The 14,551-nt window shown below is 66.3% G+C and carries 12 protein-coding genes; 9 read left to right on the top strand and 3 right to left on the bottom strand.

Annotated elements, in window-relative coordinates; genetic code table 11:
* Positions 1 to 56: 56 nt before the first annotated feature.
* From EPN59_RS08725 to EPN59_RS08700, 6 genes are all read left to right on the top strand, one after another.
* Positions 57 to 383, top strand: a complete 327-nt coding sequence (locus tag EPN59_RS08725) for a DUF2917 domain-containing protein (protein WP_293041282.1) — start codon at positions 57 to 59, stop codon at positions 381 to 383.
* 240 nt (positions 384 to 623) lie between these two features.
* Entirely contained in the window at positions 624 to 1,475 is an 852-nt protein-coding gene (lipB, locus tag EPN59_RS08720; RefSeq protein ID WP_293041283.1) for a lipoyl(octanoyl) transferase LipB, read from the top strand.
* 13 nt (positions 1,476 to 1,488) lie between these two features.
* Entirely contained in the window at positions 1,489 to 2,493 is a 1,005-nt protein-coding gene (gene lipA, locus EPN59_RS08715) for a lipoyl synthase (RefSeq protein WP_293041285.1), read from the top strand.
* A gap of 469 nt (positions 2,494 to 2,962) precedes the next feature.
* On the top strand, positions 2,963 to 4,243 hold the full coding sequence (locus EPN59_RS08710) for a dicarboxylate/amino acid:cation symporter (protein WP_293041287.1): 1,281 nt from the start codon (positions 2,963 to 2,965) through the stop codon (positions 4,241 to 4,243).
* Positions 4,244 to 4,667: 424 nt separating this feature from the next.
* Complete coding sequence (locus EPN59_RS08705; RefSeq protein WP_293042596.1) at positions 4,668 to 6,614, top strand: ATP-binding protein; 1,947 nt, start codon at positions 4,668 to 4,670, stop codon at positions 6,612 to 6,614.
* Positions 6,615 to 6,652: 38 nt separating this feature from the next.
* The gene (locus EPN59_RS08700; RefSeq protein WP_293042599.1) at positions 6,653 to 8,011 is read left to right on the top strand and encodes a sigma-54 dependent transcriptional regulator; all 1,359 of its coding nucleotides are present in this window, start codon (positions 6,653 to 6,655) and stop codon (positions 8,009 to 8,011) included.
* Positions 8,012 to 8,108: 97 nt separating this feature from the next.
* Here EPN59_RS08700 and EPN59_RS08695 read toward each other — a convergent pair whose 3' ends face one another.
* Entirely contained in the window at positions 8,109 to 8,645 is a 537-nt protein-coding gene (locus EPN59_RS08695; RefSeq protein WP_293042602.1) for a TlpA disulfide reductase family protein, read from the bottom strand.
* Between the two features lie 222 nt (positions 8,646 to 8,867).
* Between EPN59_RS08695 and EPN59_RS08690 the strand changes: the two genes are divergently transcribed.
* Positions 8,868 to 9,455 (top strand): hypothetical protein, encoded by a 588-nt coding sequence (locus EPN59_RS08690; protein ID WP_293042605.1) that lies wholly within the window; start codon positions 8,868 to 8,870, stop codon positions 9,453 to 9,455.
* Positions 9,456 to 9,811: 356 nt separating this feature from the next.
* Here the strand turns inward: EPN59_RS08690 and EPN59_RS08685 are convergent, their stop codons facing one another.
* Together EPN59_RS08685 and EPN59_RS08680 are read right to left on the bottom strand one after the other, a co-directional pair.
* A complete protein-coding gene (locus EPN59_RS08685; RefSeq protein WP_293042608.1) occupies positions 9,812 to 11,371 on the bottom strand; it encodes a YifB family Mg chelatase-like AAA ATPase in 1,560 nt (519 codons plus the stop codon).
* A gap of 232 nt (positions 11,372 to 11,603) precedes the next feature.
* Positions 11,604 to 11,861, bottom strand: coding sequence for an accessory factor UbiK family protein (locus EPN59_RS08680; RefSeq protein ID WP_293042611.1), 258 nt, complete (start codon positions 11,859 to 11,861; stop codon positions 11,604 to 11,606).
* Between the two features lie 583 nt (positions 11,862 to 12,444).
* Here EPN59_RS08680 and EPN59_RS08675 point away from each other — a divergent pair.
* Together EPN59_RS08675 and EPN59_RS08670 are read left to right on the top strand one after the other, a co-directional pair.
* Positions 12,445 to 12,783 carry a P-II family nitrogen regulator gene (locus tag EPN59_RS08675; protein ID WP_293042614.1) on the top strand — a complete coding sequence of 113 codons (339 nt, stop codon included), beginning with the start codon at positions 12,445 to 12,447 and terminating at the stop codon, positions 12,781 to 12,783.
* Positions 12,784 to 12,811: 28 nt separating this feature from the next.
* Positions 12,812 to 14,293, top strand: a complete 1,482-nt coding sequence (locus EPN59_RS08670; protein ID WP_293042617.1) for an ammonium transporter — start codon at positions 12,812 to 12,814, stop codon at positions 14,291 to 14,293.
* Positions 14,294 to 14,551: the final 258 nt, after the last annotated feature.

Genomic DNA, 14,551 nt, shown 5'->3' with positions numbered 1-14,551 from the left:
AAACCCTTGATGTGCCTACGATTGTAGCCATTGATGTTGCACCGTCGGAGGCAAAAATGAGAGAGATTTCTTCGGATATCACGTTTGAAGTGCCCACTGGGCAGGTCGCGTCGGTGCGCGTGGCGCACAGCACGCGGATCACGGTGCGCTGCGGCGCGGTCTGGCTCACGCGCAGCGACGATACGGCCGACTACTGGCTCGAACCGGGCCACACGGTGCGGCTGCGGCGCGGCGAGCGCCTGTGGATCGGCGCGGAAGGCGGCCAGCCCGCGTGGGTGGCGTTCGCGTCGCCCGCGAATGTGCGCGAGCAGGTGGTCGACGCGGTGACGCGCGCCGCGGCCCGCTTCGGCCTGCACGCGGGCGACGGCTGGCGCACGATCTGAGGTTTTGCGGGCGCGCGGTGCGCGGTGGGCAACGCCGCGCGCCGCCCGGGTTCGCCGCCTTATCGTTTGTCTGCATTTGTCTGCGTTTGCCTGCGCTCTTCTGCGTTCCTTCAGCGTCCCTGCAAGGTCACCTCACCGGTCCCTTTTTGACGTCGGGCGCGGGCGCGCCGATTTCGGTAAACTCCCGAAACCATGTGCGCCACCCCGGTTTCATCTCTACCCAGCCAATCCGGCTCCGCTATGCCGGAGCCGGTCTCCGCAGCGAATTCCGCACCCGTCGCCTCTGTCGTGGCCATCGCGCCTATCGTGCTGCGCTGGCGCGGCGTCGAGCCGTATCAGACGAGCTTCGACGCCATGCGCGAGTTCACCGACGCCCGCACCGAAGAGACTCCCGACGAAATCTGGCTCGTCGAGCATCCTCCGGTTTTCACGCTGGGCCAGGCGGGCAAGCCCGAGCATCTCCTCGTTGCCGATAGCGGCATTCCGCTCGTGCAGATCGACCGTGGCGGCCAGATCACGTATCACGGCCCGGGCCAGGTGGTCGCCTATCTGCTGCTCGATCTTCGCCGCCGCAAGCTGATGGTGCGCGAGCTGGTCACCCTCATCGAGGAGTCCGTCATCCAAACCCTGGCGGCGTATAATCTCGCCGGTGTTCGCAAGGCTGGCGCGCCCGGAATATACGTGCCGGAAGGAGCGCCGGGCGCGAGCGCCGCGCACGGTGGCGCGAAGGTCGCCGCGCTTGGCCTCAAGATCCGCAACGGCTGCAGCTATCACGGCGTGAGCCTGAACGTGTCGATGGACCTGAGCCCGTTCCTTGCGATCAATCCGTGTGGTTATGCGGGCCTCGAAACCGTCGATATGGCAACGCTTGGCGTCGCCGCGAGCTGGCGCGACGTGGCCGCAACGCTCGCCGCGCGGCTCGAAGCGAATTTCGGCGGGCATGCGCTCACGCATCTCGCTCCCACTCTTTCGGTGGCCGAAGCGGCTGCCGCAGACCCGGCAGCCGAAGCGGCCGCTGTGGACCCGGCCGCGCAGGCGGCCTCAGGCGGACAACCGCCGCAATTGCAGGCCGGCGACGCACCCGCTGCCTGAATGGATCGACAGAATGACTGACGCAACGCCCACCTCCGGCGCGAACCCCGCCGACAAACCTGCGACCGACGCCGCTCCGTACGACGCCACCGTGAAACAGAAGGCGCAGGCCAAGACCGCGCGCATTCCGATCAAGGTCATCCCCATCGAGAAGCTCAAGAAGCCCGAGTGGATCCGCGTGAAGGCGGCCACCGGCAATTCGCGCTTCTACGAGATCAAGAACATTCTGCGCGAGCACAACCTGAACACGGTGTGCGAAGAGGCGAGCTGCCCGAACATCGGCGAATGCTTCGGCCACGGCACGGCGACGTTCATGATCATGGGCGACAAGTGCACGCGCCGCTGTCCGTTCTGCGACGTCGGCCACGGCCGTCCCGATCCGCTCGACCAGGAAGAACCGGGCAAGCTCGCGCGCGCGATTGCCGCGCTCAAGCTCAAGTACGTCGTGATCACGAGCGTCGACCGCGACGACCTGCGTGACGGCGGCGCCGGCCATTTCGTCGAATGTATCCGCCAGGTGCGCGAGCATTCGCCGCTCACGCGCATCGAAATCCTCACGCCGGACTTCCGCGGCCGTCTGGAGCGTGCGCTCGAAGTCCTGAACACCGCGCCGCCCGACGTGATGAACCACAACCTCGAAACGGTGCCGCGCCTCTACAAGGAAGCGCGCCCGGGTGCGGATTACGCCCACTCGCTCAAGCTCCTGAAGGACTTCAAGGCGCAGCATCCCAACGTCGCGACGAAGTCGGGCCTGATGGTGGGGCTGGGCGAAACCACCGAAGAACTGCTTCAGGTGATGCGCGACCTGCGCGCGCACGATGTCGAAATGCTGACGATCGGCCAGTATCTGCAGCCTTCGGAGCACCACCTGCCGGTGCGCGCGTACGTGCATCCCGACACGTTCAAGATGTTCGAGGAAGAGGCGTACAAGATGGGCTTCACGCACGCCGCCGTTGGCGCGATGGTGCGTTCGAGCTATCACGCCGATCTGCAGGCGAAGGGCGCAGGCGTCGTCTGATCGATTGGCACGGTGAAAACCGTGCCGAAAGCATCGGGTCAGCCGTGTGCAGGCAGCGCGGCTCATCCTCCGCTCATCCTCCGCTCATCGTCCGAATAGCCCGCTAAACGCGGGCTTTTTTGCGCCTATGCGCGGCTGCGGCTTACGGAAAGCGTGCGGAAATCCATACGCCGCCCGCGCCGGATTCTGGAAATCCGGATTCCTTACCGCTCGCCAGGCGTAAAAATTAAAATAAATCAATGGCTTAACGACATAGGCCGTCTGGCACCAACCTTGCAATGCTTCGTGCATGGCCATCCGAGCCACACAACTACAGCAAGGAGACAGTCGATGTCCGATACCCCCGCCGAATTCCGCTGATTCCCCCCGTTCTGTTGCGGCACGCATCGCACGAACGCCGCCCGGATCTCCCATTCGCGCCGCCCGCTCGCGTTCGGCCATTGGCTTACTTTTGCATGCAGGAAAAATCGTGAAGAAACCTCTCCACAAAGTGCTCTACGTCCAGGTGATCGTCGCGATCGTCGTGGGCATCATCCTCGGCCACTACTCGCCGGCGCTCGCCGTCGACATGAAGCCGCTCGGCGAAGCCTTCATCAAGCTCATCAAGATGGTGATCGGCCCGATCATCTTCTGTACCGTCGTGACCGGCATCGCCGGCATGGAAGACATGAAGAAGGTCGGCCGCGTGGGCGGCAAGGCGCTGCTCTACTTCGAGATCGTCTCGACCTTCGCGCTCCTGCTCGGTCTGATCGCCACGCACGTGCTGAAGCCGGGCGCGGGCTTCAACGTCGACGTGAAGACGCTCGACGCCAAGTCGGTCGCCTCGTTCGCCGAAAAGGCGCACGGCACGAGCTCGGTCGATTTCCTGATGCACATCATTCCCGACACGATCTCCTCGGCGTTCGCGCAAGGCGAGATCCTGCAGATCCTGCTGATCGCGATGCTGTTCGGCGCGGTGCTCACGCAGATCGGCGAGCGCGGCCGCGTCGTGACCGAGTTCATCGAAGGCATCTCGAACGTGCTCTTCGGCGTCGTGAAGATCATCACGAAGCTCGCCCCCATCGGCGCGTTCGGCGCGATGGCGTTCACCATCGGCAAGTACGGCGTGGGCTCGCTGATCCCGATGATGAAGCTGATCGGCACGTTCTACCTCACGTCCATCGTGTTCGTGCTCGTGGTGCTCGGCACGATTGCGCGCTTCGTCGGCTTCTCGATCGTGCGCTTCGTCGCGTACATCAAGGAAGAGATGCTGATCGTGCTCGGCACGAGCTCCTCGGAATCGGCGCTGCCGCAGCTCATGCAGAAGCTCGAACGCCTGGGCTGCTCGCGCTCGGTGGTGGGCCTCGTCGTGCCGACCGGCTATTCGTTCAACCTCGACGGCACCAACATCTACATGACGATGGCCGTGCTGTTCATCGCCCAGGCCACCAACACCGACCTCACGCTCACGCAGCAGCTCACGCTGCTCGCGGTGACGATGCTCACCTCGAAGGGCGCGAGCGGCGTGACCGGCGCGGGCTTCATCACGCTCGCGGCGACGCTCGCCGTGGTGCCGACGATTCCGCTCTCGGGCATGGTGCTGATCCTCGGCATCGACCGCTTCATGAGCGAGTGCCGTGCACTGACCAACATCGTCGGCAACGGCGTGGCGACGGTTGTCGTATCGGCATGGGAGAAGGAACTCGACCGCAAGAAGCTGCGTGCCGTGCTCGCAGGCGAAGTCGATGTGAAGGAAAGCGCGGAGGCTTAAAGCCGCGCGCTCGCGGGGCGATGGCGCGGGTTCGCCGGGGCGTTGCTGCCGGATTCCCGCCTCGCCTGCATGAGATGGATGGCGTGCGGCGCGATGTCTGCGCGCTCGCGGGACGATGGCGCGGGTTCGCCGGGGCGTTGCTGCCGGATTCCCGCCTCGCCCGCGCGAGACGGCTGGCGCGCGGCTCGACGTCTCGCGCGCCGTTCGCTCGCTCGCTGTTTTCCCGCCGTTTCCCTCGTCTCAAGCTTGTTCCATTTCCCCGCCCTCACGGCGTGACAGCGCGCCGATCCCCTGCGGCGCGCTGTCTGTTTTTTTCCGGCGCGGCGGTCGTCCCGATCCGCTCGCGCCTCGCCGGGGCGCTCCGCCCGGTGCGCCTGTGCCACAATCCCGTTAATCCCCGTCTGACCGTCTGGAAGCCGATCGCGTGACGCGCCGCCTGTTCATTCTCTTTGCGCTCGCCGCCGGGCTTGTCGCGGTCTGCGCGCTCACGTGGACGCTCGCCTGGAAAAGCGGCATCGATACGCTGCGCCGCGCCGCCGCCGTGCGCGGCGACCGCACGACGGCCGCGCTCAGGAGCACGCTGGAGCGCTATGAGTCGCTGCCCTTTATCGTCGGCGAGCATCCGCTCGTGCAGGACGTGCTCGTCGATCCGAAGCCCGAGTGGATCGACGCGGCGAACCGCTATCTCGAAGACGTCAACCGCCACGCGCGCGCGACCACCACCTACATCATCCGGGCCGACGGCATGTGCATCGCAGCCAGCAACTGGCGCGACAAGGACAGCTTCGTCGGCGTGAGCTACCGTTTCCGGCCGTATTTCATCGATGCGGTGAAAGGCGGCGTCGGCCGCTTCTTCGGCATCGGCACGATCTCGCACGATCCGGGCTACTACGTTTCGCAGCCGGTGCGGCGCGGCGGCAAGATCGTCGGCGTGGCCGTCGTCAAGCTCAATCTCGAATGGTTTCCGGGCACCGACTCAGGCGAGCCGCTTCTCGTCACCGACGATCACGGCGTGATCTTCCTGTCGTCCGTGCCCGCGTGGAAGTACCACACGGTGCGGCCGCTGCCCGCCGACGTCGTGGCGTCCATCGACCAGACGCAGCAGTACGCGCGCCAGATCATCGCGCCGCTGCCCGCGCACGTCGAACGCGTGCTGCAGGACGACGCCGATATCGTGCGGATCGGCGGAGGCGTAGTGGGCAACATCGGGGGCGGCATCGGCGGCGGCATCGGTGCGCCGCGCTACATCGAAACGCGCCGCGCGCTCGGCGTGCCGGACTGGAATCTCGTGACGATGTCGCCGGTGCGCCCGGTGGTCATCGCTACGCGCAGCGCGACCATCGTGACGGGCTTCGCCTGGGTGTCGCTCTGCCTGCTCGGCTTTTATTGGCGGCAGCGGCGCCAGCGCGTGAAAGAGGTCATGCAAAGCCGCGCGATGCTGCAGAAGGCCTACGCGATGCTCAACGAGCGGGTGGCCGAGCGCACCGCCGATCTTTCGCAGGCCAACGAGCAGTTGCAGCGCGAAGTGCAGGAGCGCGCGCGCGCCGAAGCCGAGCTGCGCGCGGCCCAGGACGAACTGATCCAGGCGAGCAAGCTCGCCGCGCTCGGCCAGATGGCGGCGGGCATCACGCACGAACTGAACCAGCCGCTCGCGGCGCTGCGCAGCTTCTCCGACAACACGCGCGTGTTCCTCGAACGCGGCCAGTACGCGGCGGCGCACGAGAATCTGGAGGCGATCGGCTCGCTCACCGAGCGCATGGGCAAGATCGTCAACCAGCTCAAGCTCTTCGTGGGCCGTGCGCGTCCGCGCAGCCTGCGCTCGCCGGTGGCGAGCGCGCTGCGTCAGGCACTTGCGCTGCTCGCCAAGCGACTTGTGGGCGTGAACGTGAGCCTCACGCTGACCGACTACACAGCGGGCACGGCGGGCGTGGCGAACACGGTCGGCGAGCCGCTCGCCGTTCCGTTCGATCCGCACGGCGCGTATCCGGGCCTCGTCGCGCAGTGCGACGACCTACGGCTCGAACAGGTGCTCATCAATCTCATCGGCAATGCGCTCGACGCGGCGGCGGATGCGGCGTCGCCGCGCATCGCCATCGATATCGAAGCGCAGGCCGCGACGATTGCGATTCGCGTGCGCGACAACGGGCCCGGCATTCCCGAAGACGTGATGCCGCGCCTCTTCGAGCCGTTCTTCACGACGAAGGAGATGGGGCAGGGGCTCGGCCTCGGGCTCGCGATCTCGTCGTCGATCGCGCGCGACTGCGGCGGCTCGCTCGTCGCGCACAACGAACCCGACGGCGGCGCGTGCTTCGTGCTGACGCTGCGCCGCGCGCCAGTGAGCGCGGCGCGGATTGCCGCCACCGACGTCTGAATCAGATCAGGAAATCGAATGAACAGGGTGACTCCAAAGTGACTCCAACCGGCGGCCAGGTGCTCTACGTCGAGGACGACGAACTGGTGCGGCGCGCGGGCGTGCAAAGCCTGCAGCTCGCGGGCTTCGACGCGTCCGGATTCGCCACGGCCGAGGCGGCGCTGCCGCTCGTCGACGCGCAGTTCGCGGGCGTCGTGGTCAGCGATATCCGCCTGCCCGGCGCGAGCGGGCTCGACTTGCTCGCGCAATGCCACGAGCGCGCGCCGGATGTGCCGGTGATCCTCGTCACGGGGCACGGCGACATCACGATGGCCGTTCAGGCGATGCGCGACGGCGCCTACGATTTCATCGAAAAGCCGTTCGCGACCGAGCGGCTCGTCGAAACCGTGCGCCGCGCGCTCGAACGCCGCACGCTGGTGCTCGAAAACCTCGCGCTGCGCCGCGAATTGGCGGGGCAGGATACGCTCGCGCCGCGCATCATCGGCAAGAGTCCGGCGATGGAGCAGGTGCGCCGCCTGATCGCGAACGTCGCGCCGACCGATGCGGCCGTGCTCATCAACGGCGATACCGGCGCGGGCAAGGAGCTGATCGCGCGCAGCCTGCACGAACGCTCGCCGCGCCGCGACAAGCCGTTCGTCGCCGTGAACTGCGCCGCGCTGCCGGAGCCGATGTTCGAATCGGAGATGTTCGGCTACGAGGCGGGCGCGTTCACGGGCGCGGCCAGGCGGCGGATCGGCAAGCTTGAACATGCCTCGGGCGGCACGCTCTTTCTCGACGAGGTCGAGAGCATGCCGCTCGCGCTACAGGTGAAGCTGCTGCGCGTGCTGCAGGACGGCGTCCTCGAGCGGCTCGGCTCGAACCAGCCGGTGCGCGTCGATCTGCGCGTGATCGCGGCGGCGAAGGGCGACATGACCGAGCATGTCGCGGCGGGCACGTTCCGGCGCGATCTGCTGTACCGGCTCAACGTTGTGACGATCGCGCTGCCGCCGCTCGCCGAGCGCCGCGAGGACATCGTGCCGCTCTTCGAGCACTTTCTGCTCGACGCGGCGGTGCGCTACCAGCGTCCCGCGCCGCTTCTCACCGAGCGCGACCGCCTGCGCCTTGCGCAACGCGACTGGCCCGGCAACGTGCGCGAACTGCGCAACGCGGCGGACCGCTACGTGCTCGGGATTCCCGATGATGCCGCCACGCCTGCGGGCGGCGGTGGCGATGCGGCGCAGCCGCTCAAGGAGCGTGTCGAGCGGTATGAACGCGCGCTGATCGCCGACGCGCTGGAGCAGTCGGGCGGCGCGGTCGCGCAGGCCGCCGTGCAGTTGCAGATGGCGAAGGCCACGCTCTACGAGAAGATCCGCCGCTATGGGCTCGTCGTGCGCGGCGACCCGGAAACGCGCGGCTGAAGATGAAAACGGCTGCGCAAACGAAAACGGCAGCGGGGACCGCTGCCGTTGTCATGGGGTGAGCCGCTGCTGCGCTCAGTGCGCCGCCGTCAGGCGGTCAGGTGGATAGCGCTTTTTGCAGCAACGCGTCGAGTTCGGCGAACTGCGGCTCGCCGACATAGCGCTTGAGAATCTTGCCGTTGCGGTCGATGACGAAGGTGGTCGGCGTGAGTTGCACGTTGCCGAACTGTTTGGCCGCCGAGCCGTCGTCCATCGCGACCTTGAACGGCAATTGACGCGTCTGCGCGTAGTTCGCGACGTACGTCGGCGTGTCGTAGCTCATCGCCACGGCGACGAATTCGAGCCCTTCGCCCTTGAAGCGGTTGTAGGTCTGCACCATCTCCGGCATCTCTTTCATGCAGGTGGTGCAGCTCGTCGCCCAGAAGTTGACGAGATAGACCTTGCCCTTCAGGTCGGCGGTGGAAATCTTCTGGCCGGACAGCAGGGTGAACGTGGCGTCGGGCGCGCGCTCCTTGCTGCCGAAGAAAGCGAAGTAACCGGCGACGGCAAGCGCGCCGACGATCAGCGCGATGACAATGCCGCGAAGGGCGCCTGAGCGGCGGGCGGTCGGGGGAGTTGGGGAGGCGGAACTCATGAGCGGAATCTCGGACACCGGAAATCTGGCCGAAGTATTCTAACGCCGAATCACGCAGCACGGCGGTTGTCGTACGGCGGCAAGTCCGGTTGCAGTCCGGTTGCGGTCCGGTTGAGCCCGGGTTGCAGTCCACTATGGCCGCGCGCTTGCTGCGGGCGCTGTTGAGGTCCTGTATTGCGTCCTTTATTTGTGCCCCTTTAACTTCTGCTTTCCTTGCGCCTCATGTCTCTGACTGCTTTTCGCCGCACTTGCGCTTCGCTGCTGTTCCGCCTCGGGCCGCGGGCACTGTGCGTCCTCACGGCTGCGGGCGTACTGGCCGCGTGCACGCCGACCTACGACTGGCGCACGGTAACGAACAACGCGAGCGGATACAGCGTCGATTTGCCCGCGAAGCCGGGGGCGGACCAGCGCGACGTCGGCATCGACGGCACGCCGATGCGCATGCGCATGCAGACAGCCGAAGCGGACGATGTGCTTTTCGTGGTCGGCACGGTGGAGTTGCCCGACGCGCGGCCCGAAACGCAGCAGCGGGTGATCGCGTTCCTGCGCGCGGGGCTCGCGCGCAACGTGGGCCTGTCGCCCGATGCGCCCGGCGCGCACGATGTGGCGGTGCCGCTGGCGGCGGGCGGGTCGGTCGAGGGCATCGAGATGCGGCTTACCGGCAAGGCCGGAGCGAGCGCAGCGTCCCGCACGATTCACGCACGGCTCGTCGCGAGGGGGACGCATGTGTACGAGGTCGCCATCGTGGGCCGCGCACTGCCGCCCGTCGAACAGATCGACCAGTTCTTCGGCTCGTTCAGGCTCTCCTGAGCGCGAGCGATTGCCGATCCGAATGAAAGTTCCTTCGTAGCTTGTAGGGCTAATACCCGGATTTGATTGGAAGTTTACGGGTTACCCACAGGTCCTGTGGGTAACTTTGTGGAAAACAGCGGATAACGACCCGCAAAGGTCCGTCCTGTGGGCTTTTCGTTAGTTTGCCCGGGTAATCGGCAACTTGATAAATTAAATAAAATCAATGGCTTAATAAAATATCGCCAGATAAATACGGTTTTCTCACAAATCGCTTTCTAATGCAGCGCTGTGTGCATAAGTCAAGTCTTTGCTGCATTTTCTTGCAGCGGTGATGACGTTTGCCGGGTGACCGGCGCTCGATGCGGGAACCGGCGCTAGTGGTCCGCCAGGGCGCGACGGTACTGGATGGCTTCTGCGATATGGGCCGAGGTGGGCATCGACGCGCCCGCGAGATCGGCGATGGTGCGTGCGACCTTCAGGACCCGGTAGTACGCGCGCGCCGACCAGCCAAACCGTTCGCCCGCCTCGCGCAGCAGCGATTCGCCCGCGGCGTCCGGGCGGCAGACTTCATCGGTGTCGCGACCGCTCAATTCCCGGTTGATCTTGCCCTGGCGCTGCCATTGCCGCGCGCGCGCCGCGGCCACACGCACGGCAATGGCAGCACTCGGTTCGCCGGGCGTGTTGGCGCGGGCCGCGAGTTCGGCGGGCGGCAGTGCGGGAATGTCGATCTGGATGTCGATGCGGTCGAGCAGCGGCCCCGACAGCTTGCGCAGGTAGCGCGCGGCGCCTTCGGGCGTGCAGCGGCAACGCCCGGATGGATCGCCGCGCCAGCCGCACGGGCAGGGATTCATCGCCGCGACGAGCTGGCATGCGGCGGGGAAGTCGGTCTGCCACGCGGCGCGCGAGATCGTGATCGAACCCGCTTCGAGCGGCTCGCGCAGCGTTTCCAGAACGTGACGGTCGAATTCCGGCAGTTCGTCGAGGAACAGCACGCCCAGATGGGCAAGCGTGATCTCGCCGGGCTGCGGCGGATTGCGTCCGCCGATCAGCGCGGCCGCGCTCGACGAATGATGCGGTGCGCGAAACGGCCGCCGCCGCCATTGCTGCGGCGAGAAGCCGATCGCGCTTGCGGAGAGCAACGCGGCCGAGGCCAGCGCTTCGGCGTCGGTCATCGGCGGAAGGAGCCCGGGCAAGCGCGCCGCGAGCATCGACTTGCCCGCGCCGGGCGGCCCCACCATCAGCATGTGATGCCCGCCCGCGGCGGCCACTTCGAGTGCGCGCCGTGCGCCGCGCTGACCGATCACGTCCGCCATGTCGGGCGAAGGCGTGCATGCGGCTGTGTCGAGCGCGCTTGCGCGCGTGGGCGTGAGCCGCACATCCTCAGCACCGGCGAGGTGCGCGCAAAGCGCGCGCAGGTCGGTGGCGCCGAACACATCCACGCCGGGCACGAGCGCGGCTTCCGCCGTGTTCTCTGCCGGTAGATAGAGCTGCGGCGGCGCCAGGCTGACCGCGCCGGTCGAACTGGATGCTGTGGAAGACGCGCGAGCCGTGCCGCACGCCATGGCAAAGGCGCCGCGCATGGGCCGTACGGCACCGGTCAGCGAGAGTTCGCCCGCGAATTCGCGATTGGCGAGCGAAGCGGCGGGAATCTGCCCGCTTGCCGCGAGAATGCCGAGCGCGATGGGCAGATCGAAGCGGCCGGACTCCTTGGGCAAATCCGCCGGAGCGAGATTGACGGTGATGCGGCGCACGGGGAAATCGAAGCCGCAGTTCTGCAATGCGGCGCGCACGCGCTCGCGGCTTTCGCGGACTTCGAGATCGGGCAGGCCGACGATGGAGAACGCCGGTAACCCGTTGGCGAGATGGACTTCGACAGTGACTTCCTGCGCGCGGCCAGCAGCCGGCGCGCGGCTCTTGACCACGGCAAGCGACATCGGGATCCCCGAAAGACTGCGCCGCGCGGTGTGCCGCGCGTGGCGCCTGGCTGGCGAGGCACAGGCCTGCTAATGACCACCGCTAACCACCGCTAACAATCGCCGCCACAAATCACCGCGAACGGTCGGCGTGTGACTGGCGAGTGACTGGCGCGAGCAGGCTCCGTTGCCTATTTACGGTTCCATTGCGATTACGCTACGGCTCGCTTGCCGTGAGTGCATCGGCAATCGATCAGGACGACTGGCCAGTGACGGGCAGCTTCTGCTCCAGTTCGGCGACGCGGCGCTCGAGCTCTTCGAGACGCTGGCGCGTACGCACGAGCACCTGCGTTTGCGCGTCGAATTCTTCGCGCGTCACGAGATCCAGCTTCGAAAAACCTTGCGAAAGCATTGCGCGCACATTGCGCTCGACGTCGCGCGCCGGCGAGTTCTTCAGCAGGTCGCTCACGCGATTTTGCAGATCATTCAGTACATCGGTTGGTTGTTTCATTCGATTCCCCTTTGCTGCACAAAAAATGTGCACGTTTCGTTTCGCCTGTGCCTCGTATGCGGCTTTGACCGATCTTGGTGCGCCCAGATGCGTGCGCCGCCCTGTGCGTATCCACTTCACGCGCGCCGTGGCGCGACACGGCTTGCGCGTTGCCCCGGCATGCATGGCGGCCCTGCGCTGTGGCTCGCAGTGGCCTTTTATGCGGCATTCACGCCAGCGCAGCGTGAGGACACTGTAGCAACGATCCCCCCGCGATGCCACATCCGGCGCGGCACGCTGGCCGTCCGGCCAGGGGCCGTGCGCCACGCTTGTGCGCCCCGCGGACCGGCATTGTCCACGCGTTGCGCGATTTGTGCACGCAGGCCGGTCAATGTACCGGTCATGCGGATGGGCACGGATTGAAACGAATTGGCACGGGTGTTGCTAATACTGCCCCGCGTACCGAATAGCAGTTGGCTCGCGGTGCGTCGGCGAGGCAAAACGAACGAGACGAAACAAGACGAAACGAGACGAAACGAGATGTGCCCGGCCGACGCCCGTTGCAGAAACGACCAAACGATTAAACGACCACAGCGAGGACTACATGAAACTCATTACAGCAATCATCAAGCCGTTCAAGCTCGATGAGGCGCGGGAGGCGTTGTCGGCCATTGGCGTCTCGGGCATCACCGTGACCGAAGTGAAGGGATTCGGCCGCCAGAAAGGCCATACGGAGCTGTATCGCGGCGCCGAATACGTCGTCGACTTCCTGCCGAAGGTGAAGATCGAGGCCGCCGTCGCGGAGGACATCGTCGAGCAGGCCATCGAGGCGCTCGAGCGCGCGGCCCGTACGGGCAAGATCGGCGACGGCAAGATTTTCGTGACGCCCATCGAGCAAGTGATCCGCATCCGCACCGGCGAGACCGGCGTTGACGCCCTGTGACAGACGAAAGAGACGAGAGGAAACCGAGATGCGCAAACTTTTGATGTCATTGATGATGGCCGGCGCGCTGCTGGCTGGCGGCGTCGGCGCCGCGCTCGCGGACGACGCGTCCGCGACTGCCGCCGCGTCGGCTCCGGCGGCCGCCGCGTCCGCTCCGGACGCTTCCGCCGCAGCGAGCACCCCGGCCAGCGCTCCGGCGGCCGCGGCCACTGCAAGTGCGGCAACTGCCGGCGCGCCCGCCGATGCATCGGCTCCCGCCGCGCCGACCGCGCCGTACTCGGTCGATTCATCGAAGATCAACTCGGGCGATACCGCGTGGATGCTCACCTCCACCGCGCTCGTCCTGTTCATGACGATTCCCGGCCTCGCGCTCTTCTATGGCGGCATGGTCCGCAAGAAGAACGTGCTCGCGACGCTCATGCAGAGCTTTGCGATCACCTGCGTCGTCACGGTGATCTGGACGGTGATCGGCTACACGCTGGCGTTCACGCCGGGCGGCCCGTTCATCGGCGGCTTCTCGCACGTCTTCCTGGCGGGCGTGAACTACATCAAGGGCGACAAGGCGACGATGCTCACCGTGAGCCACCTCGCGCCGACCATCCCCGAGACGGTCTACATCGTCTATCAGATGACGTTTGCGATCATCACGCCCGCGCTCATCACCGGCGCATTCGCCGACCGGATGAAGTTCTCGGCGATGCTCGTGTTCATGTCGCTCTGGTCGATCATCGTCTACGCGCCGATCGCGCACATGGTCTGGGAACCGACCGGCTGGCTCGCAGCCGCCGGCATCCTCGACTTCGCGGGCGGCACGGTGGTGCACATCAACGCGGGTGTCGCAGGACTCGTGTGCTGCCTCGTGCTCGGCAAGCGGGTCGGCTATGGCCGCGAAGCGATGGCGCCGCACAACCTCACGCTCACGCTGATCGGCGCGGCGATGCTCTGGGTCGGCTGGTTCGGCTTCAACGCGGGTTCGGCTGTCGCGGCTGATGGCCGTGCGGGCTTCGCGATGCTCACCACGCAAGTCGCCACCGCCTGCGCCGCGGTCGCCTGGATGTTTGCTGAATGGATCGCCAAGGGCAAGCCGTCGGTGCTCGGCATCGCTTCGGGTGCGGTCGCGGGGCTCGTCGCGGTGACGCCGGCCTCGGGTTTTGTCGGCGTGACCGGTGCGCTCGCGATCGGCTTCGCGGCAGGCCTGATCTGCTTCTGGTCGGCGACGTGGCTCAAGGGCAAGCTCGGCTATGACGATTCGCTCGACGCGTTCGGCGTGCACGGCGTCGGCGGCATTGTCGGCGCGCTCCTGACCGGCGTGTTCGCGGTCAAGGACATCGGCGGCGCCGACGGCAGCATCGTCCTGCAAGCCAAGGGCGTTCTGACGACGCTGATCTACAGCGGCATCGTGAGCTTCGTTCTTCTGAAGGTCATCGACATGGTGATGGGCCTGCGCGTCACGGAAGAGGAAGAGCGCGAGGGCCTCGACGTGATTCTTCACGGGGAGCGCGTCGAATAACGATCGGCGCGGCAGCCGCCGCGTGTGCCCCCTACGGGGTCGGCTGTTCCAGTTCTGTCAGGTAATGCAGCGCAGTGAGTTTGGCCCGCCTTCCATGGCGGGCTTTTTTCTTTGTTTGCGCAGGTTTGCGCACAATAAATGGGCGCGGCGGGCGCGCCCATTGCGCACGCGGGCTCGAGCGGTCCAGAATGGAATCATCGGCGGGCGCGCCGGGCTGGCGTGCCGATTAACCCTTGGGTCTGTAAGGGGAAGGAAGCC

Source organism: Paraburkholderia sp. (assembly GCF_004298475.1).
GTDB classification, from domain to species: domain Bacteria; phylum Pseudomonadota; class Gammaproteobacteria; order Burkholderiales; family Burkholderiaceae; genus Paraburkholderia; species Paraburkholderia denitrificans.
The sequence above is the reverse complement of the archived record's forward strand: the minus strand, read 5'-3'. Positions and strand labels throughout refer to the sequence as shown.

Bases quoted from the DNA above. Each gene is read 5' to 3' on its own strand.
- EPN59_RS08695 (WP_293042602.1), bottom strand. From the start codon at position 8,645: ATGAGTTCCGCCTCCCCAACTCCCCCGACCGCCCGCCGCTCAGGCGCC.
- EPN59_RS08670 (WP_293042617.1), top strand. From the start codon at position 12,812: ATGCGCAAACTTTTGATGTCATTGATGATGGCCGGCGCGCTGCTGGCT.
- lipB (WP_293041283.1), top strand. From the start codon at position 624: ATGCCGGAGCCGGTCTCCGCAGCGAATTCCGCACCCGTCGCCTCTGTC.
- lipA (WP_293041285.1), top strand. From the start codon at position 1,489: ATGACTGACGCAACGCCCACCTCCGGCGCGAACCCCGCCGACAAACCT.
- EPN59_RS08675 (WP_293042614.1), top strand. From the start codon at position 12,445: ATGAAACTCATTACAGCAATCATCAAGCCGTTCAAGCTCGATGAGGCG.
- EPN59_RS08685 (WP_293042608.1), bottom strand. From the start codon at position 11,371: ATGTCGCTTGCCGTGGTCAAGAGCCGCGCGCCGGCTGCTGGCCGCGCG.
- EPN59_RS08680 (WP_293042611.1), bottom strand. From the start codon at position 11,861: ATGAAACAACCAACCGATGTACTGAATGATCTGCAAAATCGCGTGAGC.
- EPN59_RS08725 (WP_293041282.1), top strand. From the start codon at position 57: ATGAGAGAGATTTCTTCGGATATCACGTTTGAAGTGCCCACTGGGCAG.
- EPN59_RS08690 (WP_293042605.1), top strand. From the start codon at position 8,868: ATGTCTCTGACTGCTTTTCGCCGCACTTGCGCTTCGCTGCTGTTCCGC.